Source organism: Longimicrobium sp., assembly GCA_036377595.1.
GTDB lineage: Bacteria > Gemmatimonadota > Gemmatimonadetes > Longimicrobiales > Longimicrobiaceae > Longimicrobium.
Genome location: DASUYB010000089.1, coordinates 209,130 through 235,380, shown reverse-complemented (window position 1 = coordinate 235,380; position 26,251 = coordinate 209,130). Strand labels below are relative to the sequence as shown.

At 71.0% G+C, this 26,251-nt stretch carries 23 protein-coding genes; 9 read left to right on the top strand and 14 right to left on the bottom strand.

Translation table 11 applies throughout. The annotated features are described in order from the left end of the window. Positions 1-25: 25 nt before the first annotated feature. Positions 26-637 (bottom strand): DUF4082 domain-containing protein, encoded by a 612-nt coding sequence (locus tag VF092_13770; GenBank protein HEX6748359.1) that lies wholly within the window; start codon positions 635-637, stop codon positions 26-28. 344 nt (positions 638-981) lie between these two features. Further along, positions 982-1,485, bottom strand: coding sequence for a DUF4112 domain-containing protein (locus VF092_13765; GenBank protein ID HEX6748358.1), 504 nt, complete (start codon positions 1,483-1,485; stop codon positions 982-984). A 121-nt stretch (positions 1,486-1,606) separates the two neighbouring features. Here VF092_13765 and VF092_13760 point away from each other — a divergent pair, with 121 nt between their 5' ends. Beyond that, a complete protein-coding gene (locus VF092_13760; protein HEX6748357.1) occupies positions 1,607-3,415 on the top strand; it encodes a M1 family metallopeptidase in 1,809 nt (602 codons plus the stop codon). Positions 3,416-3,517: 102 nt separating this feature from the next. Here the strand turns inward: VF092_13760 and VF092_13755 are convergent, their stop codons facing one another. From VF092_13755 to VF092_13735, 5 genes are all read right to left on the bottom strand, one after another. After that, positions 3,518-5,194 (bottom strand): M28 family peptidase, encoded by a 1,677-nt coding sequence (locus VF092_13755; GenBank protein ID HEX6748356.1) that lies wholly within the window; start codon positions 5,192-5,194, stop codon positions 3,518-3,520. Between the two features lie 423 nt (positions 5,195-5,617). Beyond that, on the bottom strand, positions 5,618-5,851 hold the full coding sequence (locus VF092_13750) for a hypothetical protein (protein HEX6748355.1): 234 nt from the start codon (positions 5,849-5,851) through the stop codon (positions 5,618-5,620). A 163-nt stretch (positions 5,852-6,014) separates the two neighbouring features. Beyond that, entirely contained in the window at positions 6,015-6,830 is an 816-nt protein-coding gene (locus VF092_13745; GenBank protein ID HEX6748354.1) for an undecaprenyl-diphosphate phosphatase, read from the bottom strand. A 161-nt stretch (positions 6,831-6,991) separates the two neighbouring features. After that, positions 6,992-8,452 (bottom strand): sodium:solute symporter, encoded by a 1,461-nt coding sequence (locus VF092_13740; protein ID HEX6748353.1) that lies wholly within the window; start codon positions 8,450-8,452, stop codon positions 6,992-6,994. A 341-nt stretch (positions 8,453-8,793) separates the two neighbouring features. Then, positions 8,794-10,623, bottom strand: coding sequence for a VanW family protein (locus tag VF092_13735; protein HEX6748352.1), 1,830 nt, complete (start codon positions 10,621-10,623; stop codon positions 8,794-8,796). A 372-nt stretch (positions 10,624-10,995) separates the two neighbouring features. Here VF092_13735 and VF092_13730 point away from each other — a divergent pair, with 372 nt between their 5' ends. From VF092_13730 to VF092_13720, 3 genes are all read left to right on the top strand, one after another. Beyond that, a complete protein-coding gene (locus tag VF092_13730; protein ID HEX6748351.1) occupies positions 10,996-11,142 on the top strand; it encodes a hypothetical protein in 147 nt (48 codons plus the stop codon). 71 nt (positions 11,143-11,213) lie between these two features. Then, on the top strand, positions 11,214-12,149 hold the full coding sequence (locus VF092_13725; protein ID HEX6748350.1) for a DUF692 domain-containing protein: 936 nt from the start codon (positions 11,214-11,216) through the stop codon (positions 12,147-12,149). Further along, entirely contained in the window at positions 12,149-12,796 is a 648-nt protein-coding gene (locus VF092_13720) for a hypothetical protein (GenBank protein ID HEX6748349.1), read from the top strand. The genes VF092_13725 and VF092_13720 overlap by 1 nt, the downstream gene beginning before the upstream one ends. 100 nt (positions 12,797-12,896) lie before the next feature. Here VF092_13720 and VF092_13715 read toward each other — a convergent pair whose 3' ends face one another. Beyond that, a complete protein-coding gene (locus tag VF092_13715; protein HEX6748348.1) occupies positions 12,897-14,963 on the bottom strand; it encodes a carbon starvation CstA family protein in 2,067 nt (688 codons plus the stop codon). Positions 14,964-15,316: 353 nt separating this feature from the next. Here VF092_13715 and VF092_13710 point away from each other — a divergent pair, with 353 nt between their 5' ends. The 5 genes from VF092_13710 to VF092_13690 all read left to right on the top strand — a co-directional run bounded on the left by VF092_13710 (position 15,317) and on the right by VF092_13690 (position 20,061). Then, positions 15,317-16,483, top strand: coding sequence for a pyridoxal-phosphate dependent enzyme (locus VF092_13710; protein HEX6748347.1), 1,167 nt, complete (start codon positions 15,317-15,319; stop codon positions 16,481-16,483). A 152-nt stretch (positions 16,484-16,635) separates the two neighbouring features. After that, the gene (locus VF092_13705) at positions 16,636-17,826 is read left to right on the top strand and encodes an ArgE/DapE family deacylase (protein HEX6748346.1); all 1,191 of its coding nucleotides are present in this window, start codon (positions 16,636-16,638) and stop codon (positions 17,824-17,826) included. A 24-nt stretch (positions 17,827-17,850) separates the two neighbouring features. Continuing rightward, on the top strand, positions 17,851-18,363 hold the full coding sequence (locus VF092_13700; protein HEX6748345.1) for a hypothetical protein: 513 nt from the start codon (positions 17,851-17,853) through the stop codon (positions 18,361-18,363). A gap of 87 nt (positions 18,364-18,450) precedes the next feature. After that, positions 18,451-19,170 (top strand): hypothetical protein, encoded by a 720-nt coding sequence (locus tag VF092_13695; GenBank protein HEX6748344.1) that lies wholly within the window; start codon positions 18,451-18,453, stop codon positions 19,168-19,170. A 171-nt stretch (positions 19,171-19,341) separates the two neighbouring features. Then, positions 19,342-20,061, top strand: a complete 720-nt coding sequence (locus tag VF092_13690) for a methyltransferase domain-containing protein (GenBank protein HEX6748343.1) — start codon at positions 19,342-19,344, stop codon at positions 20,059-20,061. A 169-nt stretch (positions 20,062-20,230) separates the two neighbouring features. On the opposite strand, the gene VF092_13685 is transcribed toward VF092_13690, so the two are convergent. From VF092_13685 to VF092_13660, 6 genes are all read right to left on the bottom strand, one after another. Then, positions 20,231-21,145, bottom strand: a complete 915-nt coding sequence (locus VF092_13685; protein ID HEX6748342.1) for an N-acetylmuramoyl-L-alanine amidase-like domain-containing protein — start codon at positions 21,143-21,145, stop codon at positions 20,231-20,233. 92 nt (positions 21,146-21,237) lie between these two features. After that, positions 21,238-21,864: an LON peptidase substrate-binding domain-containing protein gene (locus tag VF092_13680; GenBank protein ID HEX6748341.1), complete on the bottom strand. Its 627-nt coding sequence runs from the start codon at positions 21,862-21,864 to the stop codon at positions 21,238-21,240. 3 nt (positions 21,865-21,867) lie between these two features. Beyond that, on the bottom strand, positions 21,868-22,437 hold the full coding sequence (locus VF092_13675; GenBank protein ID HEX6748340.1) for a hypothetical protein: 570 nt from the start codon (positions 22,435-22,437) through the stop codon (positions 21,868-21,870). Positions 22,438-22,500: 63 nt separating this feature from the next. After that, positions 22,501-23,145, bottom strand: a complete 645-nt coding sequence (locus VF092_13670; protein HEX6748339.1) for a Uma2 family endonuclease — start codon at positions 23,143-23,145, stop codon at positions 22,501-22,503. A 116-nt stretch (positions 23,146-23,261) separates the two neighbouring features. Beyond that, a complete protein-coding gene (locus VF092_13665; GenBank protein HEX6748338.1) occupies positions 23,262-25,748 on the bottom strand; it encodes a xanthine dehydrogenase family protein molybdopterin-binding subunit in 2,487 nt (828 codons plus the stop codon). Further along, on the bottom strand, positions 25,745-26,212 hold the full coding sequence (locus tag VF092_13660) for an endonuclease domain-containing protein (protein HEX6748337.1): 468 nt from the start codon (positions 26,210-26,212) through the stop codon (positions 25,745-25,747). Before VF092_13660 ends, VF092_13665 begins: the two co-directional genes overlap by 4 nt. Positions 26,213-26,251 lie beyond the last annotated feature (39 nt).

Below are 26,251 nucleotides of genomic sequence, written 5' to 3'. Positions count from 1 at the left end.
CGTCCGCGCCGGTCCGCGCGAGCGGCTAGTCCGCCTCGAACACCACGTCCACGAAGAAGATGCTGCCCGTCTGGGTGGTGGGCATGCTGCCGGTGGGCTGGCCGTAGAAGCCCGCGTCGGCCACGAGGGGCCCACGGACGATGGGGCCACTGTCGAGATAGCCGAAGGTCTTCACCTGCTTCGTGTTGGTGTTCACCGACACGCGGTACCACGTGTTCGTCTGGAGGCAGACGCTGAAGTCGTAGTACGGGCCGATGCCGTGGTTGCGCAACTCCACGTAGTTCCACCCGGTGGTGGCGCCGCTGAACGTCTGCGAGGCGAGGAGCTGGCCCGAGTTCGACCAGAGCTTGACGGTGTTGGTCCCCGTCTCGCCCGCGGCCCGGTAGAAGCGCAGCTGCACCACGCACCCGGGCGCGGTGACGTAGAAGCGGGTGCCGACCTCCCAGCCGGGCGAGGCGTCGAGCGTGCTGGCGGGCGTGATCCCGTCGAAGATGCCGAAGCGGTCGCCCGACGCGTAGAACGACGGCGCGGACTTCGGCGCATCCGGGGTCTCCGTCTGGACGGCGGCCGTCGGCCCGTCGGCGCAGCCGGCGAGCGCCAGCGTCGCGACGGACGCCAGCAGGAACTGTCTCCGCATGTGTGCCTCCTCGTAGGGTGGGTACGGGGGTGATGCACGCCGGTCACGCCCGGAGATGGGCATCGTTGCGCACTCCGGCCCGGCCGGCGTGTGCTGGCAAGGCAGGCGACAGCTACCGACGTGCGTAACTGGAAAGGCAGTATAAGAGCGGAGATGGATTCTTGTCAACCATATGTTTACCGGATTGGCGCTGTTGCTTATGAGCTTAAAGTTGGAGAAAGAGATGATAAGGTTTGCACAATCAATGGCGGATTGTGTGAGACATATGGGACGTGATCCGCCGAATCCCTGCCGTCGAAGCGCGCGGTCTGCTCTGGATCGCCGTCACCCCGCGGGCAGTTGGCCTACCACGTCGCGGGCTGGGTGAAGTGCGTCAGCAGCCACCACACCACCCACGCCACCCCCGCCAGCATCCCCAGGATCACCAGCAGCACGAAGCCCACGAACAGCCAGCTCGTCCGCCGCGCCGCCCCGGGCGCGTCGATGGCCCGGTGCAGCAGGCGGAGGTTGCGCTCGTTGGCCTTCCATCCCGCGTCGAACAGGTCGCCGAGGAGCGGGATGGCGCCCACCACCGTCTCGATCCCCACGTTCAGCAGCATCCGCAGGATCACCGCGAAGCCGGCGCCGAGCCGCGCCGCCTCGAGCACGATGTAGCCCGACAGGATGGCGCCCGCCGCGTCGCCGATGCCGGGGATCAGCCCGATCACCGCGTCGAGCCCCACGCGCGTGCCCGTGCCGGGGATAGGGATGGAGTTGTCGAGCAGGTACGCCAGCGTGTCCAGCCGCCGCACCAGCGCGGTGCGCTTCGCTTCGCGAGGGTCGTCCATCGCCACGGTCTTCGTCGCCACGCCGCCTCCCGTCGGTTCCGCGGTCCGGCACGCCCGCTACGCACACGGCGCGCCGCGGCGCCTTGCACTCCGCCGCGCGCCGGGCGATGTTGGCGCCGGACCCCAACCCCTGCAGGTGTGGATGAGACTCAGCGTGACCGCCGCGGCCGCCGCGGCCCTCCTCGTTCCGCTCGCCGCGCCCGCGCAGGGCGCCGGCGCCTTCCAGCAGGGCGTGCAGTACCGCATCGAGGCGCGGCTCGACGAGCAGACGTCGGTGCTGCACGGCCGCGCGCGGCTGCGCTACACCAACCACGCCCCGCGCGCGCTCGACACCATCTATCTCCACCAGCACCTGAACGCCTTCCGCCCCAACAGCGCGTGGGCGCGGCGCGAGCTGGAGCAGGGGGTCGACCGCTTCCAGGCGCTGGGGCCCAACGACCACGCCTACGAGCGCTTCACCTCGGTCACCGTCGACGGCCGCGCGGTGCGCCCCGTCTACCCGCTCTCGCCCGACTCCACCGTCGCCGCCATCCCGCTCCCCGCGCGGCTGCCGCCGGGCGCGACGGCGGAGCTGCGGATGGACTGGGACGCGCGGCTGGCGACGCTTCCCCGCCGGCAGGGGAGGGCGGGGCGGCACTACGACTTCGCGCAGTGGTACCCGCGCATCGCCGTGTACGACCGCTGGGGATGGGAGGCGCACCCGCTGCTGCCGCAGGGCGAGTTCTACGGCGAGTACGCGACGTACGACGTCACCCTCGACGTCGCCGCCGACCAGGTGATCGGCGCCACGGGCGTGGCGGTGGCGGGCGATCCGGGCTACACGGTGACGGACTTCGAGAAGCGCTTCTACAACCGCGGCGGCGGCGCGCTCGGCCTCGTCACCGAGCCGGTGGCGGCGGGGCGCAAGCTGGTGCGCTTCCACGCCGAGAACGTGCACCACTTCGCCTGGTCCATCGATCCCCGCTACCGCCACGACATCGTGGAGCGCGCGGTGGTCAGCGACGCCGACTCCGTGGCGCGCGGGCTCCCCACCATCCACGTCCTCTATCTCCCCGAGGACACGTCGTGGGCCAACAACCAGGCGTCGCGGCGGACGTACGACGCGCTGGTGTGGCTGCAGTCGAAGCTCTCGCAGTACCCGTGGCCGCAGCTGACGAACCTCCACCGCATCGAGAGCGGCGGCACCGAGTTCCCCATGGTGGTGATGGACGGCAGCGCCGCCGAGGGGCTGATCGTGCACGAGACCACGCACCAGTGGCTGCACGGGATCCTGGGGAACAACGAGTGGAAGGAGGGATGGCTGGACGAGGGCTTCACCTCGTTCATGACCAGCTGGTACACGGAGGAGAAGAACCGCCGGACGGGCGACACGACCAACGTTTGGCGCGGGACGATGCAGACGCTGGAGCAGGTCGAGCGCGGCGACAGCACGCAGGCCATCGCGCTCCCCGCCGAGGCGTTCCGCAGCTTCCGGATGTACAACCTGATGACCTACACCAAGCCGTCGGCCGTCTTCCGCATGCTGCGCGAGCATCTCGGGACGCCGGTGTTCGAGCGCGTGCTGCGCGAGTACGCGCGGCGCTACCAGTTCCGCCACGTGACGGGCGAGGACTTCCGGCAGGTGGCGGAGCAGGTGAGCGGGCAGCAGCTGGGCTGGTTCTGGGACCAGTGGATCCGCCGCACCGACAAGCTCGACTATTCCGTCGCCGAAGCCCGCGCGCGCCAGCTGGGTGATGGGAGATGGAGCACCACCGTCACCGTGCAGCGCGCCGGCGAGGCGTGGATGCCGGTCGACCTCCAGGTGGGCGGCGCCACCCAGCGCCTGACCTCGCGCGACCGCCGCCAGACCGTGACGGTGACGACCGCCGCGAAGCCCGCGACGGTGATGCTCGATCCAAAGTGGGTGCTGATCGACTACAACCGCGCGAACAACGCCGCGCCGGTGCAGTGACGTGATCTGCTGAACAGAAGGAGCTCACGCAGAGGAGCAGAGGCAGCAGAGGAACTGCGTTCAGTTCTCCGCTGCCTCTGCTCCTCTGCGTGAGACCAGTCTTTAATCGCAGTTGCCGCAGTTGCGGGGATGGAGCATCCGCTCGCGGGCGGCGCGGAACTCGGTGCCGGGGTTCCACTGCGGCCACGTCGTCCCGTTCGCCACGTCGATCCCCACGCGGAAGAGGAGGCGCGTGTCGTCCACCATCCCCGCGAGGTCCCAGTCGGGCTTCACCTCGTCCGTCGGCTTGTGGTAATCGTTGGCGACGTAGTTGGCGCGGACGCGGGTGCCGTAGTCCGCCGGCCGGCCGATGTAGTCCGTGCCGGGGAAGAGGAACGCCAGCGCGGGCACCCCCTGCCGCGACAGCTCGAAGTGGTCCGAGCGGTAGAAGTAGCCCTTCTCCGGCTCCGGATCGGGCACGACCCGCCGCCCCACGCGCGCCGCCTCGCGCGCGAGGATCCCCTCCAGCGTCGTCTGGCCGTGGCTCACGCTGACGATCGAGCGGGTGCGGCCCCACGGGTTGGGGATGTCCATGTTGATGTCCGCCAGCGTGCGCGCCAGCGGGTAGATGGGATGCGCCGCGTACCAGCGCGCGCCCAGCAGCCCCTGCTCCTCCGCGGTGACGGCGAGGAAGACGATGCTCCGCCGCGGCGCGGTCGGCAGCGCACGGTAGGCGCGCGCCGTCTCCAGCAGCCACGCCAGTCCGGCGGCGTTGTCCAGCGCGCCGTTGTAGATCGAGTCGCCGTTGATGGTGCGGCCGATCCCGAAGTGGTCCCAGTGCGCGGTGTAGAGGACGTACTGGCTGCGCGCCGCCGGGTCGCGCCCGTCGAGCCGCGCCACGACGTTGCGCGACCGCACCTCGCGTACGGCATTGCGCACCACGAAGCTGGCCGTCGCGCCGAGCGAGACCGGGCGGAACGCGCGCGTGGCGGCCGCGCGCTCCAGCGCGTCGAAGTCCTGCCCCGCGGCGGAGAACAGCCGCTTCGCAACATCGAGCTGGATCCACCCCTCCACGGGGATGTGCTGCGCGCCCGCGCCCTGGATGTCGAAGCGCTCGCGGCCGGTGTTCGACGCCACGACGCCCCACGCGTATCCCGCCGGCCCCGTCTGGTGGACGATGATGCACGCCGCCGCGCCGCGCGCCGCCGCCGTCTCGTACTTGTAGGTCCAGCGCCCGTAGTACGTCATCGCGGGACCGCGGAAGACGCGCGGGTCCAGCCTCGCCGGGTCGCGCGGATCGGGGATGGGCGGGTCACCGACCAGCATCACCACCGTCTTGCCGCGCACGTCCACGCCCTTGAAGTCGTCCCACCCGAACTCCGGCGCCACCACCCCGTAGCCCACGAACACGAGCTCGCTGTCGTCGACGCGCACTTCCGCATTCGGCCGCATCGACCAGGCGACATAGTCATCCGGCTGCCTCAGCTCCTGCCGCTGGCCGCGCACGGCTACCGACGCGGTCACCTGGCTGATGGTGCCGACCAGTGGCACGGTCTGGAAGAAGCTCCCCGCGTTCCCCGGCTGCAGCCCCATCCGCCGGAGCTGGTCGGCCAGGTAGGCGACGGTCGAGTCCTCGCCGAACGTCCCCGGCCCGCGCCCGCCGAAGCGGTCCGAGGCCAGCACGCGCACGTGCTGCAGCAGCCGCTCCGCCGTGACCCCCTGCTCCGCGCGCGCCACGCCCGCCTGAGCGAGCGCCGGACCGGCCGCCAGCGCGCACCCGAGCGCGCCCGCCGCGATCATGCCGAGCCTGCTCCGTCCGTGGATCACCCGTGCCTCCGGCGAGGTGGTGCTGGGGATATGAGGCGAGATTCGCCGCCAAGCCACGCAAAAATCGGGAGCGCCGCGGAACCAGGCGTTCCGGGGCGCTCTGATGCATTCACACGCAAGAGTGGAGATCTGTCACACTGAATCTCCGGATCAACTGCGCATTGCCGGAAGGAATGTCATTCCGAAGGCGCCGCGCTGACCTGTCTTCCATGCCGAAGCCGTGGCGCCTGAGGAATCTGTGGCCGGCTCCTGAGCCACAGGCCGCCTGTCGCTCGGACGTATGCCACAGATTCCTCGGGCGCCGCCCGGCATCCGCGCGATCGAAGATTCGGAGCAGCGGCGCCGCTCGGAATGACATCCGGCCGGAATGCACAATCAATTGCGGCAGCCGATAATTCACTCCGCCAGACGTGCGCGCGCCTTTGCCAAGCGCATGAGGTGTTCGATCGAGAGGAAGTGGTCGAGCTCCGACCGTTCTGCGCGGGACAGACCCGAGGTCTTTTCGCGCTCGACGAGGTCGACGACCCGGCGGCGCGTGTTCCCGGATGGGCGGAATGCGATCAGCGTGTCCGGCGCGATGTTGGCGGCGAGGAAATCAGCAAGCTCCGAGTACGCGCCTTCTGTACGCATGGCATGCTCCGGCGGATGAAAGACGATGAAAGCACAGAGAAATATACATCAAAAACACACGTTCCGAACCCCGAAATCGAGAAAAAATTTTGTCACGCAGGGTTGGCAGAGTTAGCGGTCAGTATCACTGCTACACCCTGCTAACTCTGCGTGAGACCATCTGTTATCCGCGCATCGTCGCCCAGTAGAAGCCGAGCAGGAGGAGGCCGAAGACGATGCGGTACCATGCGAAACCGCGGAAGTCGTGGTGCGCCACGAAGCGCAGCAGCCAGCGGATCACCAGCAGCGCGGAGACGAACGAGACGACGAAGCCCACCGCGAACACCGGCAGGTCCGCGCCGGAGAGCAGGTCACGGCTCTTCCACAGGTCGTAGAGCGTGGCCGCGAACATCACGGGGATCGCCAGGAAGAAGCTGAACTCCGTCGCCGCCACGCGGCTCAGTCCCAGGCTCACGCCGCCCATGATGGTGGCCCCCGAGCGCGACGTGCCGGGGATCAGAGACAGCAGCTGCGCCAGCCCCACCCCCAGCGCCTCGCGAGGCCGCACGTCGTCCACCGTCTCGGTGACGACGCGCCGGTGCCACGCCTCGATCGCCAGGATGACGAAGCCGCCCACCACCAGCGCGATCGCGACGGTGACGGGGTTGAAGAGCCTGTCCTTGATGAAGTCGTGCGCCAGGAAGCCGACGATCGCCGCCGGCAGGAAGGCGATGACCAGGTTCAGGATCAGCCGCCGCGAGCGCTCGTCGCGCGGGGCGGTGCGCACCACGCCGAAGATCTTGGCGCGGTACAGCCACACCACCGCCAGGATGGCCCCCAGCTGGATGAAGATCTCGAAGGTCTCCGCCCCGTGCCACCGGTCGAAGCCCAGCAGGTCGCCCGCGATGATCAGGTGCCCGGTGGACGACACGGGGATGAACTCCGTGGCCCCCTCCACCAGCCCCATCACCGCCGCCTTCAGCAACAGGATCGGATCCACCGCGCCCGTCCGTTCTCGTCTCTAGGTTCTTGAAGGAAGAAACAGCAACTGCTGGATCTGCGTGTGTCTCCGGCGTGATGCCCGTCGCGCGCGCCGCCGCCTCGTCCAAGCCGCAGCCGGTAGTCCGCGAAGGCGGACTTCGTGTGGTTGTCGCAGCGAATTCATTCGCCCCGCAAAACCGGCCGCCGCACCGCCGCCAGCGCGCACCCCACGCCCACTGTCACCGCCGAGCCCAGCAGCGCGAACCACAGGCTGTCGATCACCTTCGGCATGGCGCCGAACTGCTGGGCGGCCCAGAGCGCGGCCATCAGCGCGATGGCAACCGCCATGCCCGCGACCGCGTCGCGCGGCCCCGCGCGCTTCGAAACCAGCCCCAGCAGGAACCCGCCCAGCAGCCCGCCGTAGGTGAAGCTGGCGATCTGCAGCGCGATCACCACCACCGGCGTGCCCTGCCGCGCGAACTGGAACAGCATCGCCGCGCCCACCAGCACCGCGCCCCACACCAGCGTCAGCGTGCGCCCCACGCGCATCAGGTGCGTCTCGTCCGTCCGGCCGGTGAGCGGGGCGTACAGGTCGTGCGTGGCCGCGCTGGCCAACGAGTTCAGCGAGCTGGCGATGGTGCTCATCGCTGCCGCCAGGATCGCGGCGATCACCAGCCCCGTCACCCCCGGCGGCAACTGCTCGACGATGAAGGTGGGGAAGATCTCGTCCGGCGCGGCGAACGCCCGCCCGCGATAGAACACGAACAGCCCCGTCCCCACGCAGAGGAAGAGCGCGAACTGGAGGAAGACGACCACCCCGCTCGTCACCAGCGCCCTGCGCGCGTCGCCCAGCGAGCGCGCGGCCAGCAGGCGCTGCACGATGATGTGGTCGACGCCGTGCGACGCCATCGACAGGAACGTCCCGCCCACGACGCCCGTCAGCACCCAACTCGGGCTCGCGAATCCCCCCTCCGGGTGCACGATGCGCATCTTCCCCGGCGCGGCGGCCACGATCCCGCCCCATCCCCCCGGCACCAGGCGCGCCAGGATCCACAGCGCCGCGATCCCCCCGAGCAGGTAGACGAACAGCTGCACCACGTCGACCCAGACGACGGCGCGCAGCCCGCCGTACCAGGTGTAGATCACCGTGAAGAGGCCCGTCAGCAGGATCGCCTGCCAGTACGGGAGCCCGGTGATCAGGCGGATGGGGATGGCGGTGGCGAACACGCGCACGCCGTCCGCCAGCACGCGGGTGACCAGGAAGACGACCGAGGCGAAGCGCCGCGTCCCCGGGCCGAAGCGGCGCTCCAGCAGCGCGTACGCGGTCAGCGTCTCGCCGCGGAAGTAGCCGGGAAGGAGGAGCGCGGAGACGGCCACGCGGCCGATCACGTAGCCGATAGCCAGCTGCAGCATCCAGAAGTCGCTGCCGTACGCCGTCGCGGGGACGCTGATGAAGGTCAGCGCGCTCGTCTCCGTGGCCACGACGGAGAAGCAGATGGCCCACCAGGGGATGGAGCGGTCGGCCAGGAAGTAGTCGCGCGCGTCCTTCTGCCGCCGCCCCAGCAGCGTGCCCAGCGCGGTGACGCCGACCAGGTACGCCATCAGGACGGCCCAGTCCAGCGCGGTGAAGGCGTGCCTCATGCCGGGCGAGATCGAGAGTGGGACGACGCGGGAGATGGGGTGAAGGTGCGCAATAGATCATCCCCCCACCCGCCGTGCAACCGCGCAGGCGTGGCGGGGGGATGATGTCGCGCGTGGACGATCCTCGGAGAGCGTGATCAGACCCAGTGGGCCCCTCCCGGATGTCATCCTGAGGGCGCGGAGCACCGGACTCGCGTTCTACCCAAAGCCTGCGCGCCCGAAGGATCTTGCAGGGCGGGCCGGAAGTCCGTCGAGAGAAGCCGGGATCATCGCGGCGCCGAGCAGATCCTTCGGTCGGCGCCCAGCGCTCGTGCGGATGAGAGCTCGATGCAGCGCCTCTCTCAGGATGACACCCGAGGGGTGTCAGGAATCGGGGACACCCTCTCAGCCGCGGACGCCACCCGGGCGTCGAGCACGCGCTGGATCGCGCCGCGCAGCGCGGGGGCGTCGCCCGCGTCGACGGTGATGAGTCCCTCCGCATCGCCCAGCCCGCACGCCGCCGTGGCGACGACGGGAACGCCGCTCGCCAGCGCCTCGAGCAGCCGCCGCGGCCGGTTCTCCACGAACGCGGGGAGCACGACGAGATCCGCCCCGTCCAGCCAGTGCGGCGCCGGCTCCGCCAGGCGCACGCCGTCCCAGAAGCCGGGACCCTCCAGCCGCGAGCCCATCGCCCGCAGCTCCACCTCCATCCCCGCGAGCGCCTCGCGCAGCTCGTACGCGCCCTTGCGGCCGGCGGTCGGGCCGGGGAAGACGACGCGCGGGCGCCCGCCGTCGCCCCGTCGAGTCGTGCGCGGGGACGGCATCACCCAGTCCAGCACCTCGGCGCGCTCGCCGAACAGCGCGGCCACGTCGCGGTGCGGCGTGACGACGCGGCGCGCGTGCGCCAGCGCCTCGGCCTCGTCGCGGACGAGCGATTCGTCCGCGCGGAAGTCGGCCAGCGTGGGGCTGCCGGGGTGCAGCCGCGCCGCCGCGTCGAGCCGCGCGTGCAGCTCGGCCATTGGCGGCGACGACATCAGCACGTCGAAGGTGCGCCCGCCCAGGTGGCCGCCGCGCCACAGGAACGGGAGCAGGTTCTGGGAGACGACGACGTGCGTCACGTCCCACCGCAGGAGCGGCAGGTAGCTCTCCGCCAGCGCCGCCGCGGCCGCCAGCAGCGCGCGCTGCCGGGCCGCGCCCTGCGCCGCCAGCCGGCGCGAGCGCCACGCCCGCGCCAGCGTCTGCCGCCAGCTCTGCCGCACGCGCGCGGCGCCGTCCGTGGTCCACGCATACGCCGGCCTGCGGAACCGCCGCCCGTCCAGCGGAATCCCCAGCACGTCGCCCGGTCTCCTGACGCCGGCGAGATAGCGGTCCAGCTCAGGCCACCACTCGTCCACCAGGTGCGCGGCGCGTCCGGCCGGCTCGCGCGGGCGGTCGTCGTGGCGGAAGCACTCGTCCTGGCCGCACGACCCGCAGCTGCGCGGTTCGCCTCCCAGCACCCGCAGCACGCGTACGCGCGCCGGCGTTCGCGTCCGCGCCTCGCCCCCGGCGGGGAGGCCGCGCAGGCGCACGGTGAGCGTGTCCGCATCCATCCGCGCCTCGACGCGCAACGGGCGCGGCGAGCGGAAGCGCAGGTCCACGTAGTTCCAGAACACGGTGGCGTCGCGCCCGCGCTCCGCCTGCGACCCGGGAACGCCGCGCGTGTGCGCGTGCCGCTCCACGATCTCGCACCCGGCCTGCAGGGCGGCGTCGTACAGCGCGCCGGAGAGCTGGCACAGCCCGCCGCCGACCGTGGGGATCAGGCACCCCTCGCGCAGCTCGCGCCCGCGCACGAACCCGCGCAGCCGCGTCGCCCGGCCGACCTGCCGCCAGAACGAGAAGGTCGCGCCCGCGGGCACCACCACGCCGTCCAGCCGCCGCAGCGCAACGCGGAGGTTGTGCACCTTCCCCGCGACCAGCGGGCGCTCGGCCGCGCCGCCGTCCGTCCACAGCGCGGTCACCGACTCGCCGAGCACCGGCGCGTCCCGCAACTCCCCGGCGCGGGGATGGCGCCGGGGCGCATCACCCATTTCGGCGACGGCGCGGCGGAGCTGGAAGAGCGTGGCCTTGGCGCGGAAGACGGCCGCGCCCGTGCGCGTGTGGCGCACCGGCTCGTCCGGGCGAAGGGTGCGTGGGGCGGGGAAGGCGGTGTCCATGACGCGTCGTGCGTTTCGAGTCTCCGACAGTGGGGAGATTACGGCAGGGCGCGGGTGGAAGATTCGCGCGCGTCGCCCGGCTTCACAAGCCGCGGCCACCTCGTCCGCTCCGCCGTGGAGACCGCGCTTCGATTCCGGCGCCACCGGCGCGGTCCGGATGAACACTGATGTTTTCCGCCGTTTCATCGTTGCGTGGACCGGAACTTCGGGGTTATGATTGCGGGCCGCGTGTGCGATCTCCGGCGCTTCCCCGCGCCTTCGTGCAGCGCCTTTGTGGACATCGGTGGCACCATCCGATACAAGGAGTCCGGTCCGGGACGGGCTCCGTCGCTTTTTCCTCCCCCGGAACCCACACCCCATACGGAGGCCTACATGGCCGATACGATCGAGCGCTACCCCACCCTCGAGCCGACCGACCCGAAGGACCCCACGTACTGCCCGGCATGCCTCTCGGGCATTGGCCCCACCGATCCGAACGATCCGATCGTGAAGATCGTCGAGGTCGCCTCGGCCGAGTGACCGAGCCGCCGCTCCCGGGCAGGCCACGGCTGGTCCGGGAGCGGCGATCCGTTCCTTTCGCATCACCGCAGATGACCGTCATCGCATCCGACCCGATCGCCGCGCGCAGGCGGCTGGCCGCGCTGCCGCGGCTGGGCGTGGGCGTGTTGTACAACCCGTCGCTGCAGGCGTTCGTGGCGGACCACGCGGCCGAGCTCGACTACCTGGCCACCATCCCCGACCGCGCGTGGAGCGACGAGGGCCCGTCCGCCCCGGCGCGCTTCGTGGAGAGCGAGTCGCAGATGGAGATCCTCGACCGCGCGGCCCAGGCGCTCACGATCGTCGGGCACAGCGTGGGGTTGTCGATCGGCAGCGCGGACCCGCTCGACACGGGCCACGTGGAGCAGCTCGCGCGGTGGCAGCAACGGTACCGGATGCCGTGGCACAGCGACCATCTCTCCTTCATCCGCCTCCCCGGCGTGGACGCGCACACCGAGCTGTCGGCCAGCATGGCGCTGGCGGTGCCGTACGACCGCGAGGTGCTGGAGATGATGATCGAGCGCGTGGAGTACGTGCAGTCGCGCATCCCCGTGCCCTTCCTGCTGGAGAACAACGTGTACTACGTGGATCTCCCCGAGCAGGAGATGACGGAGCCCGAGTTCCTGAACGCGCTGACGGCGCGCACCGGGTGCGGGCTGCTGCTGGACGTGCACAACGTCGTCGTGAATTCGACGAACCACGGCTTCGACCCGCGCGCGTTCATCTTCGCGCTGGACCTGTCCGCGGTGGTGGAGCTGCACATCGCGGGCGGGAGCGAGCTGGCGGGGCTGTACACCGACTCGCACGCAGGCCCGGTCGCCCAGGCAGTGTGGGAGCTGCTGCCGGACGTGGTCGAGGCGTGTCCCAACCTGTGCGCCGTCACCTTCGAGTTCCACGAGGGGTGGTACCCGGCGATGGGCGCGGAGGGGGTGATCCGCGAGCTGTGCACCGCGCGCGAGGTCTGGCGCCGCCACCGCCGCGCGGCCTGATGTCGCTCCGCGGCTTCCAGATCGCGCTGGCGGAGATGACGGCGTCGCTCGCCTTTTGCCGGCGCGTGGCGGCCGATCCCGACGCGTCGCTGGCCGGATACGAGCTGACGGACGTCGAGCGCCGGCGCCTGGCCGCGGCCGCCGGGCAGCGCGGGATGGCGGTGAACTGCACTCTCTACCGCTACAACCGCATCACCACGCTGGCGACGATCTTCCCCGGCGCGCTGCACCTGCTGGGCGGCGAGGCGCGCGCCGTGGCCGACGAGTTCTGGGCCGAGCACGCCCCCGACCGCAACATGCGCCGCGAGGCGGAGCGCTTCGCGGCGTTCGTGCGCGGCGCGCTGGAGCGCGGCCGCCTCTCGTCGCCCTACCTGCGCGAGGTGGTGGACTACGAGATGATGCGCTACGAGCTGGCGATGGCCCCCCAGCCGAGCCGCGTCTCCGAGCAGGACCCGGGTGATGACGTCACCTCGCATCCCCTCGTCCGCGTCGCCACGTTCGCGCACGATCCGACGATCCTGCTGCGCCACCTCACCGCCAAAGATCCGCTCCCGTACGACGACGTGCCCGAGGGCGAGTTCCATCTCCTCCTCGACCGCCGTGGCAGCGGCCTGGTCGAGCGCGTCCTCGATGCATCCGTGCGCTGACCGCCGATCTTTTTTCTCACGCAGAGCAGCAGAGGCAGCAGAGGTGAGTTCTCTGCTGCCTCTGCTGCTCTGTGTGAGGCAAGTCTTTTTCGGATCGGTCTCAATCTCCCGCGAAGGCGCTGGCGACGAAGGGGGTCTCCGTCATCACCGCGGGGCGGCGGCGGGAGAGGATGAGGACCCACTGCGCGATCGACGCGGCCAGCACCATCACCACCACGGCCATGAACACGAGCGCGACGATGGCGTCCATCCGGTCGTTGAACAGCATCCGCTGCGCGTCGGCGATGGTCTTCGCGCCGGCGGGAAGGGCGCCGCCGGCCAGCTTCGCCTCGATCATCCGCGCGTGGGCGATGAAGCCGAGCCTGGCGTCGGCCGAGAACACCTTCTGCCACCCCGCCGTGAACGTCACCGTCGCCAGCCAGGCCAGCGGCGCCAGCGTCACCCAGGCGTAGCGCGCCTTCCCCATCTTGATCAGCACCGTCGTCCCCACGCACAGCGCGATGGCCGCCAGCAGCTGGTTGGAGATGCCGAACAGCGGCCAGAGCGAGTTGATCCCCCCGAGCGGGTCGACCACGCCCTGGTAGAGGAAGTATCCCCAGAACGCCACCATCAGCCCGCTGGAGACCACCACCGACGGGTACCACGAGGTGCGCCCCAGCGGCTTCCACACGTGGCCGAGCAGCTCCTGCAGCATGAAGCGCCCGACGCGCGTCCCCGTGTCGATGGTGGTCAGGATGAACAGCGCCTCGAACATGATGGCGAAGTGGTACCACACCGCCGCCAGCGCGCCGCCGCCGAACACGCCCGAGAAGATCTGCGCCATCCCCACCGCCAGCGACGGCGCGCCGCCGGTCCGCGCGAGCAGCGTCTGCTCGCCGACCTGCCGCGCCAGCGCCTCCATGTCGGCGGGCGTCACCACGAACCCCCAGGCGGCGATGGTGCGCGTCGCCTCGGCCAGCGTCCCTCCGACGACGCCGGCGGGCGAGTTGATGGCGAAGTACACGCCGGGCTGCAGGATCCCCGCGGCCACCATCGCCATCACCCCCACGAAGCTCTCCATCAGCATCGCGCCGTAGCCCACCATGCGCGCGTCGCCCTCGCGCGTCAGCATCTTCGGCGTGGTCCCCGACGAGACCAGCGCATGGAAGCCGCTGATGGCCCCGCACGCCACGGTGATGAAGGCGAAGGGGAAGAGCTTCCCCGCGAACACGGGCCCGGTGCCGTCCACGAACTGCGTGAGCGCGGGCATGTGCATCGTCGGCAGGGTGATCAGGATGCCGGCCGCGAGCGCCAGGATCGTCCCGATCTTCAGGAAGGTCGACAGGTAGTCGCGCGGGCAGAGGAGCACCCAGACGGGAAGGACGGAGGCGACGAAGCCGTACCCCATCAGCAGCCAGACGAGCGTCTTCCCCTCCACCGTGAAGAACGCCGCGAGCGCGGGATTCTCGGCCACCCACTTCCCCCCGATGGTGGCGAGGAGGACGAGGACCACGCCGATGGCCGACGCCTCGCCGACCCTGCCGGGGCGGAAGGTGTGCATCCAGAACCCCATCAGCAGCGCGATGGGCACCGTGCAGGCGATGGTGAACATCCCCCACGGGCTGTGCTTGAGCGCGTTCACCACGATCAGGGCGAGGACGGCCAGCAGGATCCCCATGATCGCCAGCACGGCCACCATCGCGGTGAAGCCGGTCACGGTGTTGATCTCCTCGCGCGCCATCTGCCCCAGCGACTTGCCGTCCCTGCGCATGCTGGCGAAGAGGATGATGAAGTCCTGCACCGCGCCGGCCAGGACGACGCCGACGATCAGCCAGAGGGTGCCGGGGAGATAGCCGAACTGCGCCGCGAGCACCGGTCCGACAAGCGGGCCGGCGCCGGCGATGGCCGCGAAGTGGTGGCCGAACAGCACCCAGCGGTTGGTGGGGACGAAGTCGACGCCGTTGTTCAGCCGCTCGGCGGGGGTGGCGCGGCGGTCGTCGAGCCCGAACACGCGGCGCGCCAGGAAGCGCGAGTAGAAGCGGTACGCCACCGCGTAGGTGCAGACGGCGGCGGTCACCAGCCACGCCGCGTTGATCGTTTCGCCGCGGTGCAGGGCGATGAGCGCGAGCGACGTGGCGCCGAGCGCGGCGACGGCGATCCAGGCCGCCAGGGAGAGGGGCTTTCGCATGGGGCGGAAGATGTGCGGGAGAGTGAGCCGCGCTCAACGTGCGGCGGACTGATGTTACAACGTTTGGCGGAGATGGGGAACTGGGGGAACGTGATCGCCGCTACCATCGTGACGGGCGGCTGAAGCCGCGGCTGGAACATTGGAAAGCCTCGCAAACCGCGCGAGGCTTCAACTGCACTCGGGCGATGCGGCGGCGCGAATGGCCGCGGCATCGCACGACAGCGGACTCCGCAGCCTGCGCAGCAGGCTTCCCAATGTTCCAGCCGCGGGTTTACCCGCCCGTCTCAACGCGCGTCCGACGCACCCGCACACGTCCCTTGCAGGTAGCTTGTATACAGTATACGATCGTCTTTATGTCCTCGCCTTCTGCCCCTCTCGCCCACGTCGCCGAGCTGCGCTGCCTGCGGTGCGGCGCGGCGTATCCGCCCGACGTCGGCGCGTATCTCTGCCCCGCGTGCGACCGCGGCGACGGGATCGACGCGGGCGTGCTGGAGGTGGTCTACGACTACGGCGCCGTCGCCGCCTTCCCTGGCGACGGCGCGGGCGCGGTGCGCGGCGACGTGTTCCGCTACGCGCCGCTCCTCCCCGTCGACCGCCCGGAGCGCGCGGTGCTGGCGGCGGGCGGGACGCCGCTCGTCTCCGCGCCGGGGCTGGCGCGGCGCTTCGGGCTGAAGGAGCTGTGGCTCAAGGACGAGACGGCCAACCCCACGCGCTGCTTGAAGGACCGCGCCACGACGATCGCGCTGGCGATGGCGGATGCGGCGGGGCGCGACACGCTCTTCTGCGCGTCGGCGGGGAACGCGGCCATCTCGCTCGCCGGGTTCTGCGCGCACGCGGGGCTGCGGGCGCACGTGTGGGTGCCCGCGCGTGCGAGCTCCGAGCAGCTCGCGTGGCTGCAGCGCTTCGGCGCCACGGTGCACGTCGCCGCGGGGGACTACGATTTCGCGTACGACCAGAGCGAGGCGGAGGGGCGGACGCAAGGCTGGTACTCGCGCAACTGCGCCTTCAACCCCTATCTCGTGGAGGGGAAGAAGACGGTGGCATTCGAGATCGCCGAGCAGCTGGGATGGCGCGCGCCGGACCTGGTGCTCGCCCCCGTCGGCGACGGGTGCACGCTTTCCGCGGCGGGGAAGGGGTTCCGCGAGCTGCGCGAGATCGGGCGCACGGACGCGCTGCCGCGGCTGGTTGGCGCGCAGGCCGAGGGTGTGCAGCCGCTCGTCCACCGCCTGACCGGCGAGGATGGCGGGGCGGAGGGGAGCACCCGCGCCGCCTCCATCGCCGTGCGGAACCCGCGCAACGCGCTGCGGCTGCTGCGCGAGCTCGATACGGCCGGCGGCACGCTGCTCGCCGTTCCCGACGAGGAGACGGACCGCGCCTGCGCCACCCTCTCGCGCGAGGCCGGCCTGGTGTGCGAGTTCACCTCCGCCGCGCCGCTCGCCGCCCTCGCGCACGTGGCCGAGGCCGAATCGCTCGAGGGAAAGACGGCCGTGCTGATCGTCACCAGCGGCCGGGCGGACTGACATCGGGAAGCTCGCAAACTGCGCGGGCTTGAACTGCAGCGGCGATCGGGATCTCGCGCCCTTGCGGCGGCCGCAGCCTGCGCAGCAGGCTTCCCAATGTTCCAGCCCGCGGGTTTACCCGCCCGTGCGAATCTCCACCCCCCGGAGGAGCGATGCAGGCCGACCGCGAGTACTTCGTCGACACGCTGCGCAGGCTGGTCCGCACCAACTCCATCAACCCCGCGTTCAGCGACGGCTCGACCAACGAGGCCGAGATCGCCACGTGGGTGGGGAAGGAGATGGAGCGGCTGGGGATGACGGCGCGGCGGTTCGAGGCCGAGCCCGGGCGCGCCAGCGTGGTCGGCGTGCTCCCCGGCACCGGCGGCGGGCGCTCGCTGATGCTGTACGCGCACCTCGACACCGTCGGCGTCGAGGAGATGCCCGATCCGTTCTCCGCCGAGGTGCGCGACGGACGGATGTACGGCCGCGGCACGTACGACATGAAGGGCGGCCTGGCCGCATCCCTCGCCGCGGTCAAGGCGCTGCGCGACGCCGGCGCGCGGCTCGCCGGCGACGTGCTGGTCGCCGCCGTGGCCGACGAGGAGGTGGCCAGCATCGGGATGCAGGAGGTGCTGCGCCACGTGACCGCCGACGCCGCCATCGTCACCGAGCCCACCGAGCTCGCCGTCGGACTGGCGCACAAGGGCTTCTGCTGGCTCGAGGTGGAGACGTTCGGCCGCGCCGCGCACGGCAGCCAGTTCGACCTGGGCATCGACGCCAACATGCGCATGGGTCGCTTTCTCGCCCAACTCGACCGGCTGGAGAAGGAGCTGCGCGCCTCCGAGCCTCATCCCCTGGTCGGCCCTCCGTCTCTGCACGCGGCGGTGCTGAACGGCGGCACCGGCGCCAGCACCTACGCCGCGCACTGCCGCCTCACCGTCGAGCGCCGCATGACGCCCGGCGAGACGGAGCAACTCGTCGTCGGCCAGCTGCAGGCCATCGCCGACGCGCTGGCGGCGGAGGACCCGACCTTCCGCGCCGAGGTCCGTCCCACGCTCACCCGCGACTCGTTCGAGGTGCCCGCGGACGCGCCGATCGTGCGGACGGTGCTCCGCTGCGCCGGCGAGGTGCTGGGCAGCGAGCCGGTGACGCGCGGCTTCCCGTTCTGGATGGACGCCGCGTTCCTCGGCAAGGCCGGCGTGCAGACGGTGGTGATCGGCGGCGGCGGCGCCGGCGCGCACGAGACGGAGGAGTGGGCCGACATCGACAGCCATGTCCGGCTCGCCGACATCCTCGCGCGCACGGCCGCGTCGTACTGCGCGGGAGAGGGGGCGACGGTAGATTCGACCGAGTCGCGCTCGTAGCCCTTCCTCGGCGGTGGCAGGGAGATGGAATCACTCCGCAGCATCGTGATCGGCACCTCCGGCCTGGCCATCGGCGCGGTGATCGCGCTGGTGCTGACGCTCGCGCGCGGCTACGCGGATGCGGACGAGGCGCGGCTGCGCCACGCCGTGCGCCTCGCCTTCATTACCATCGCGCTGCAGGCGGGGCACTTCGGCGAGGAGCTGGAGACGGGCTTCGCGCGGCGCTTCCCGGAGCTGCTGGGGCTCGCGCCGTGGCCGGATCTCTTCTTCGTCCTCTTCAACGTGTTCTGGCTCGCCATCTGGACGATGAGCGTCCCCGCGCTCTTCGCCCGCCGCCGCGCCGCGCTCTTCCCGCTCTGGTTCCTCGGCATCGCGGGCGTGGTGAACGGGATCGCGCACCCGCTGCTGGCCATCCGCGCGGGCAGCTACTTCCCGGGCCTCTACACCTCCCCCTTCGTCGGGATGATGGCGGGGATGCTCCTCTCCAGCCTCGCGGCCATCACCGAGCCCGCGGCCAGGGAGATCGGCCGCGCCTGACCCCGGGGCTTCCGCCGCGGCGGCCGGGGCATCATCTTTCGATCCGAACCCCACCACAGCTCCGCCACGCAAGCTCCGAGGCCGGCCATGGAGCCCACGTTCATCGCGCTGGTCGGCGACCACGACCCGGACGTCGTGGCGCACCGCGCCATCCCCAAGGCGCTGGGGCTGGCCGCGCTCTCGCTCGGCCGCACCGTCGACGCGGTGTGGGTGGCGACCGAGGAGGCCGCCGCGGACGAGGAGGGCGCGCTGGGCCACGTGGACGCGATCTGGGTGGTTCCCGCGTCGCCGTACCGCAGCATGGAGGGCGCGCTGGCCGCCATCCGCCGCGCCCGCGTGCGCGGGATGCCGTTCCTGGGCACCTGCGCCGGCTTCCAGCACGCGGCCATCGAGTTCGCGCGCGACGTCTGCGGGTTGGGGGATGCGGACCACGCGGAGACACATCCCGATGGCGGGACGCTGGTTGTCACGCCGCTGGCATGCGCGCTGCGCGGCGAGGCGGGGCGCGTGCGGCTGGAGGAGGGATCGAGGATCCGCGAGATCTACGGTGTGGAGGAGATCGAGGAAGAGTACATGTGCGGCTTCGGGCTGAACCCGGAGTACCGCGAGGCGCTGGAGCGCGGCGGGATGCGTTTCACCGCGTTCGATCCCGACGGGTCGCCGCGCGCGCTGGAGCTGCCCGGGCACCCGTTCTTCATCGCCACGCTCTTCCAGCCCGAGCGCGCCGCGCTGCAGGCGCACACGCCGCCGCTGGCGCGCGCCTTCGTCCACGCGGCAACGTCGGTCCGGACGCCCGCGCCGGCGTGAGCTGCTTCGAGTTTGCCGCCAGTACCGGCGGCACACCTCCTGGCGAGCCGATAGTGGACCGCGTAGGAGGCGCCTTAACAAATGATCGGGGAGAACGCGTGAGTCAGGATCGATCGGAGACCGCACCGACGGAGATGCAGACGTGGCGCCCCGGCGCCGGAAGGGGGACCGATGCTTGACGAACAGGGAGCCGCAACGACCGAGCGGCCCGTCTACCAGGAGATCGCCGACCGCTACGCCGCCGAGGTCGACACCCGGCCGCTCAACGCCTTCTACGAGCGGCCGGCGGTGCTTTCCCTCCTCCCCCCGCTGGCGGGAACGCGCGTGCTGGACGCCGGCTGCGGCCCGGGGTGGTACACCGAGCAGCTGGTGGCGCAGGGCGCGGAGGTCACCGCCTTCGACGCGGCGCCGCGCTTCGTGGAGCTGACCCGCGCCCGCGTGGGCGACCGCGCGCACGTGCTTCAGGCAGATCTCGCGCAGCCGCTGGACTTCGCCGCCGACGCCGCCTTCGAGCTCGTCCTCAGCCCGCTCGCCCTGCACTACGTCCAGGACTGGGACGTGCTGCTCCGCGAGCTCGCGCGCGTCCTGCGGCCGGGCGGGCACCTGGTCTTTTCCACCCACCACCCGTTCATGACCTGGATGCTTTACCAGACGCCGGACTACTTCGCCACCGAGCGCCTGGAGAGCGCGTGGGACGTGGTCGGGAAGGTGGCCTTCTACCGCCGGCCGCTCACGGCCATCACCGAGGCGCTCGCCGGCGCCGGGTTCGTGGTCGAGCGGCTGATCGAGCCGCAGCCCGTGGAGGCGTTTCGCCACGCCAACCCGGAGGAGTACGAGAAGTTCATGAAGACTCCCTGGTACCTCGCCGTCCGCGCCCGGCGCGACGCATAAGACACGTGCGTGAGTGCGTGAGTGCGTGAGTGCGTGAGTGCGTCGGGCCGCACTTCCGCACTCACGCACTTCCGCACTTCCACCACGGCAGCTGATCGGAGATTCCGTACGACTTGAGGGCGCATTCGCGGGGGATGCGCCCTCTCGATCTTCATCCTCCGTGCGAGGTTCAGCCCCGCAGCGGCCGGGCGACGAGGATGCCGGTGCCGCTGCGCAGCCCGGCGACGTACTCCGGCAGCGTGCCGCGGCTGATCTGCACCTCGCCGCCGGAGAGCGGGGCGTGCAGGACGCGGAGGACGCCCGCGCGGTCGCGGTACGCGAGACCCGTGTGCGTGCAGTCCAGCCCTTCGATGGAGCAGGCGAAGCCCAGCACGTCGCCCGTCTGGATGCGGTCCATCACCGCGGGGATGTGCTCCTTCGCCACGAGGTGCCGCGGCTGCGCGTCCAGCCGCCGCTCCATCGCCGCGATGTCGGCGAACACGGCGTCGTCGCGCAGCGCGGGGTACGACGCGCGGTGCGTGGTCATGAACCGCAGCGGCCGCCGGTCCTCCACGGCACCCAGCTCCGGTCCAAGGTCGCGCACCAGCCCGCGCGCGGCGTTGTCGGAGATCCACTCGCTCCAGTAGTGCAGCCGGCTCGCGTATCCGCTCCGCGCGCCGCCGCGGTAGCGCATCCGCTCGATCTCGCGCACGAAGTCGTCCCACCCCGCGCCCGGCGTGGCCGACGCCCGCGCGACGGCGAGCGTCGACTCCACCAGCGTCACGCAGTCGAACACGGTCAGGTACGCGGTCACCGGCTCGTGCGCGGGGACGGGGCCGCCGCCGGCGAGGTATTCGTTCAGCGTGAAGGCCTTGTACGGCGTGCCCAGCGCCAGCTCGCCGACGCGTGCCACCGCGCGTCCCAGCGGCGCCCGCGGCGAGGCCAGCCCGTCGCGCTGCAGCGTGCGCAGCCACGCCGCCAGCCGCTCGCGGTCCGCGGGGGCGATGGCGGCCAGCACGGACGAGGCGTCGAGCGATTTCGGCATGGCGAGCGCGGCCGCGGAAAGCGCCAGGTTGCGCAGGAACGAGCGTCGCGACGAAGACATCGGGTCCGGCGGTGTGGGTTGAGAGCGTCGGCTCTCAATCTAGCAGAGTGGACGGACGGTTGGAACCGCGGAAGGGTCGCGGGCGGGACGGATCACTCGTCGCCCTCCGCCTGCGGGCTCCATTCGCCGCGGGCGTGGGCTTCCAGGACGGAGCGGAGGAGGTCGTCGATCTGGTCGAGGCGGTCGCGCTCGTCGCGCGTCTCCAGCAGCCGCTGCAGCCACGCCGGGTCGATGCGCACCGTCTGCGCCAGGCGGAACGCCACCTCACGCTCCGGGTCGACGTGGGGATACGGCGGCGGCGCCTCGATCGCCTCGCGCAGCACGCGGTGGAAGAGCGCGATGGACTGGCGGCGCCGCGCGGGAAGCCGGGGATCGGGCGCGGCCTCGTCGTCGTACGGCATCACCACCGCCTCGTAGTACGGCGCGCCGCCCTCCACACCCTCGCGGATGACGAACCGCTCCTCGCCCTTGCAGAGGATCATCGACCGCCCGTCGGGGAGTGGATCGTACTTCATGATGCGCGCAACGGTGCCCACGCGCTCCTCGTCGGGGTGGAACGGCCCCTCGCGGTCCGGGTCGTGGTAGACGAGGCCGAAGCGCTCGTCGCCTTCCACGCAGTGCGCCACCATCTGCCGGTAGCGCGGCTCGAAGATGTGCAGCGGCATCGGCGCCCCGGGGAGGAGCACCGTCGGCAGCGGAAAGAGCGGGAGGCGGCGCATCGTTCAGCGCCCCGCGCCGCAGCCCTGCGGCGGCTGCCAGGGTGTCCCCGGATCGCCCAAGGCGGAGACGCGCACCCAGCGGGTCGGGATGGGCGTGTAGTGGTGGAGCACGCCCTCGGGAAGCGAGCAGACGTCCAGCCGCCAGGTGCCGGATGCGAAGGGTGGCGTCTCCAGCAGGAAGTCCGACGGGCCGGGGCGCGCGTCGGAGTCCACGTGCAGGTCCATCCACAGTCGCATCACCGTCGGCCCGCGGCGGAGCACCACCTCGCGCATGTCCACCCGGCAGTCGCCCTGGCCGTACCAGATGATCACCGGCGTGCCCCCCGCGCGGTCGAAGTTGTTGGTCTCCTCGGGATCGATCAGCGCCGCGCGCACCCTGAAGTCGGAGAAGCCCTCGGTCTCTCCTCGCTGCGGAGAGTACTGCATGCCGTCCACCAGCGGACGCGGGTCGATGATGGCGCCCTGCGCGTCGCGCACCAGCAGCGCGATGCCGGTCGGCCAGCAGTGCTGCGCCGCGGCGGACGGCGCGGCGAACGCGGCCGCGATGGCGGCCAGGAGGAGGGTGCGGCGCATGGTTGGAAAAGAATCGAGCGGCAGGTATGCGGATGCTACGCAGGCCAATCTAACGCGACGATCTCAATCGTCCCACAATTCGTTTACGGGGAAGCGCCATCCGGGCACGGCGGGCTCCGCCTCCGCGACACCGTCGCGGCGGTAGATGGTGGGATTCTCCGGATCGTCCGCGCGGTATACGCGGATCAGCTCCTCGCGCAGCACGTCAACGTCCCAAACGACCTTCGTCCCCGCGGCGAAGTAGTCGCCCAGCTTGATGGCGAAGTGCTCCTCCGCTTCATTGCCGTAGTTCGCGTAGTCGCGGACCTCGGCGGCAAACACGGGCGCGACCGGTGGGAAATCGGGGCCAGAGCGCGGCCCGGTGTACCACGAGACGTCCGCGCAGATCGAACGGCGGTGGGGCGCGTCGATCAGGAAAGCCACGGTTGACGTAACAGCCACGCCATCGCCTTTGTGGCAGTCCTCGTAGTCCATCAGGGAGGAGAGAAGTGCTCCGCGCGCACGGGCATTTCTCCACCCCGACGGCGCCATCACCACGAGCTTGTCGTCCACGATCTCGGCCTGGCCCTTCACCCAGCGGAGATCGCGGACCGTGGCCTTACGGCCGAGGTCCAGGATGTACAGCTCGCCGGGTTCGGGAACCCATCGCCCTCGCTTCACCCGGACGAGGAAGCGGTACGCGGCGTAGCCCGAGATCGCCTTCGCCATGAGAGCCGTTTGCCCAGTTGCCGCGTAAACGTTTGCCGTCCAGAGCGTCGTTCACTCTGGAAGCTAACATGATCGTCCAGACTGCGCGATAGATTGCTGTGGCCTCTTTCGCGCGGTCAGTCGGCGGCAAAGCGCTCGGGCTCGCGCTGGGCGGCGGCCTTCTCCTGCAGGGCCCGCCACACGCGCGGGGGGGAGAAGGGGAGCGCGTCCAGGCGCACGCCCACGGCGTCGTAGATGGCGTTGGCGATGGCGGGGATGGAGGGGTGCAGCGGGCCCTCGCCGGCCTCCTTGGCGCCGTACGGGCCCTCGGGGTCGATGGACTCCACGATCAGCGAGCGCAGCTCCGGCGTGTCCAGCGAGGTGGGGATGCGGTAGTCCAGCAGCGACGGCGCGTCGTGCAGCCCCGCGCGGCCGTGGTCCGCGTCCTTCACGATGTGCTGCTCCATCAGCGCCTCGGCGAAGCCCATGTACGCCGAGCCCTCCATCTGCCCCTCGACGATGGCGGGGTTGAGCGCGCGGCCGCAGTCGTGCGCCACCCAGATCGTCTTCACCTCCACGAACCCGGTGTCGGGGTCCACCTCCACCTCGGCCACGTGCGCGGTGAACGAGTACGCGGGCGACGCGCCGATCGTCCCCCCGCGGTAGTCGCCGTGCACGTCCTTGGGAGTGTTGTAGAATCCCACGCTTCCCAGCGTCCCGAACCTGGCCTCGGCCAGGTTGAACGCCTCGCGGATGGGGATCTGCCGCCCCGTGTCCTGCCCGTCCATCGCCCGCCCGCCGGCGAGAAGGACGCGCGAGGGGGAGACGCCCCACTCCTCGGCGACGGCCTCCTGCACCTGCCTGCGGATCTTCCGCGCGGCGTCGATGCAGGCGTTGCCCATCATGAAGGTCACGCGCGACGAGTAGGCGCCTAGGTCCACCGGCGTCAGATCCGTGTCGCTTGCGACCACCCGCACGTAGTCGAGCGGGACGCCCAGCTCCTCGCAGACGATGTAGGCGGGGACGGAGTCGGATCCCTGGCCGATGTCCGACGCGCCGCTGAACACCGTCACCCGTCCCGACCGGTCCACCTGGATCTGCACGGCGGACTGCGGCATGGCGTTGGGGTAGATGGGATAGTTCGTCCCCGAGATGTAGCACGAGCCGGCCACGCCGAGCCCGCGGCCGTACCCCATCTTCCGGAACTTCGCCTTCCACCCGCTGGCGCGCTCGACGGAGTCCAGGCACTGCAGGAAGCCGTTGGAGGTCACCCGCAGCTCGTTGACGGTGCGCCGGTAGCCGCCCATGAAGTTGCGCCGGCGCAGCTCGATGGGGTCGATCCCCAGCCGCTCGGCCAGCTTGTCGAGCGACACCTCGAAGGCGAAGCGGGGCTGCACGCTGCCGTGGCCGCGCTTGGGCCCGCACGCCGGCTTGTTGGTGAAGACGCGCGTGGAGTGGAAGCGGTACGCCGGCATCTCGTAGGGCGCCGTGAGCAGCTGCCCCGAGTAGTACGTGGTCACCAGCCCGAACGACGAGTACGCGCCGCCGTCCAGCAACGTCTTCGCGTCGACGGCGGTGAGCTTCCCGTCGGCCGTCGCCCCGACGCGGTACTTCATCTTGAAGGGATGGCGGCCGCGGTGGGCGTAGAAGACTTCCTCGCGGGTGTAGAGGATCTTCACCGGGCGCCCGGTCTTCATCGCCAGTTTCGCGACGCAGAACTCCAGGTCGAACGGCTCGCTCTTCCCCCCGAACCCCCCGCCGACGGGCGGCTGGATGACGCGGACGCGCGCGGGGTCCAGCTCCAGCACCTTGGCCAGCTCGCGGTGCAGGTAGTGCGGCACCTGGGTGGACGACCAGACGGTGAGCCGTCCCACGCCCGCGCCGCCCTCTTCCCACATCCCGATGGCGCAGTGCGGCTCGATGGGCGTGTGCGTGGTGCCCTCGAAGAAATACTCCCCCTCGATCACCGCGTCGGCCCGGCGGAAGCCGGCATCGAGATCGCCGAACTCGAGCTTGACGATCTTGGAGATGTTGCCGTTGTGCCCCTCCTTCTTCGGCTCGTGGATGGGCGTGGCGGCGGCCTCGGGGGTGAGCGCCTGCTCGGGGTCGAGGATGGCGGGGAGGAGCTCGTACTCGACGCGGACGAGGTCGAGCGCGCGGTTCGCCGTCTCCTCGTCGACGGCGGCCACGGCGGCCACGGCGTCGCCGATGTAGCGCACCTTCTCCGTCGCCAGCGCCTGCTCGTCGGGTGTCCAGACGATGATGCCGTACGGCGTGGGCATCTCCGCGCCGGTGACGACGGCAAAGACGCCGGGGAGCGCCTCGGCCGCGGAGGTGTCGATGGAGAGGATCTTCGCGTGGGGATGCGGCGAGCGGAGGATCTTGCCGTGCAGCATCCCGGGGAGGGTAATGTCGTCGGTGTAGCGCGCGCGGCCGGTGGACTTGGCCAGCCCGTCGGTCTTGCGCATGCGTCGGCCGATGACGGTGAGCTCGGCGTTGTAGCCGTCGTCGCGCGGGTGCAGGGGGACGGAGCCGGTGTCGGGGTGCTCGACCGCGTTCACCAGCGGCGTTTGCGACCCGCCGCCCTCGGCGGGGGGCTCGGATGCGCGCTTCCAGTCGGTCATCTCGACACCTCCTCGGCATCAGCGCGCGGGACGAGCCCCGGTGCGGCCGCGGCGCGGATCCCCCCCACCCCCGGCCCCTCCCCCACGAGGGGGGAGGGATGGGGGAGGGGAGTACTTACCGCGAAGGCCGCACGGATCTTCGCGAGGGCTGATTGGAGGTCGAGGATGACCTCTTCATGCGTTACGCGGACGAAGCGGAGGCCGAGCGACTCCAGCGCTTCCTGGCGATCCGCATCCTCGCGCTGCTGGCGCTCGTGGATCTTGCCATCGACTTCCACGACGAGCCGTTCCTCGGGGCAGTAGAAGTCCACGATGAACGGGCCGATCGGCTGCTGTCGGCGGAATTTGCGCCCGTCGAGCTTCGTTCCGCGCAGGCACTCCCAGAGGAGCGACTCGCTGGAGGTGGGATGCTTCCGGTGCTCGCGCGCGACGTCGCGCATGCGGACGCGGAGCGCGTCGGGCACGTCCCAGCGCGCAGGCGTCTCGGAATGCGCTGAGGTCTC

Bases quoted from the DNA above. Each gene is read 5' to 3' on its own strand.
- VF092_13685 (HEX6748342.1), bottom strand. From the start codon at position 21,145: ATGTCTTCGTCGCGACGCTCGTTCCTGCGCAACCTGGCGCTTTCCGCG.
- VF092_13760 (HEX6748357.1), top strand. From the start codon at position 1,607: ATGAGACTCAGCGTGACCGCCGCGGCCGCCGCGGCCCTCCTCGTTCCG.
- VF092_13750 (HEX6748355.1), bottom strand. From the start codon at position 5,851: ATGCGTACAGAAGGCGCGTACTCGGAGCTTGCTGATTTCCTCGCCGCC.
- VF092_13680 (HEX6748341.1), bottom strand. From the start codon at position 21,864: ATGCGCCGCCTCCCGCTCTTTCCGCTGCCGACGGTGCTCCTCCCCGGG.
- VF092_13690 (HEX6748343.1), top strand. From the start codon at position 19,342: ATGCTTGACGAACAGGGAGCCGCAACGACCGAGCGGCCCGTCTACCAG.
- VF092_13710 (HEX6748347.1), top strand. From the start codon at position 15,317: ATGTCCTCGCCTTCTGCCCCTCTCGCCCACGTCGCCGAGCTGCGCTGC.
- VF092_13700 (HEX6748345.1), top strand. From the start codon at position 17,851: ATGGAATCACTCCGCAGCATCGTGATCGGCACCTCCGGCCTGGCCATC.
- VF092_13755 (HEX6748356.1), bottom strand. From the start codon at position 5,194: ATGATCGCGGCGGGCGCGCTCGGGTGCGCGCTGGCGGCCGGTCCGGCG.
- VF092_13715 (HEX6748348.1), bottom strand. From the start codon at position 14,963: ATGCGAAAGCCCCTCTCCCTGGCGGCCTGGATCGCCGTCGCCGCGCTC.
- VF092_13705 (HEX6748346.1), top strand. From the start codon at position 16,636: ATGCAGGCCGACCGCGAGTACTTCGTCGACACGCTGCGCAGGCTGGTC.
- VF092_13770 (HEX6748359.1), bottom strand. From the start codon at position 637: ATGCGGAGACAGTTCCTGCTGGCGTCCGTCGCGACGCTGGCGCTCGCC.
- VF092_13720 (HEX6748349.1), top strand. From the start codon at position 12,149: ATGTCGCTCCGCGGCTTCCAGATCGCGCTGGCGGAGATGACGGCGTCG.
- VF092_13735 (HEX6748352.1), bottom strand. From the start codon at position 10,623: ATGGACACCGCCTTCCCCGCCCCACGCACCCTTCGCCCGGACGAGCCG.
- VF092_13730 (HEX6748351.1), top strand. From the start codon at position 10,996: ATGGCCGATACGATCGAGCGCTACCCCACCCTCGAGCCGACCGACCCG.
- VF092_13695 (HEX6748344.1), top strand. From the start codon at position 18,451: ATGGAGCCCACGTTCATCGCGCTGGTCGGCGACCACGACCCGGACGTC.
- VF092_13675 (HEX6748340.1), bottom strand. From the start codon at position 22,437: ATGCGCCGCACCCTCCTCCTGGCCGCCATCGCGGCCGCGTTCGCCGCG.
- VF092_13665 (HEX6748338.1), bottom strand. From the start codon at position 25,748: ATGACCGACTGGAAGCGCGCATCCGAGCCCCCCGCCGAGGGCGGCGGG.
- VF092_13740 (HEX6748353.1), bottom strand. From the start codon at position 8,452: ATGAGGCACGCCTTCACCGCGCTGGACTGGGCCGTCCTGATGGCGTAC.
- VF092_13670 (HEX6748339.1), bottom strand. From the start codon at position 23,145: ATGGCGAAGGCGATCTCGGGCTACGCCGCGTACCGCTTCCTCGTCCGG.
- VF092_13725 (HEX6748350.1), top strand. From the start codon at position 11,214: ATGACCGTCATCGCATCCGACCCGATCGCCGCGCGCAGGCGGCTGGCC.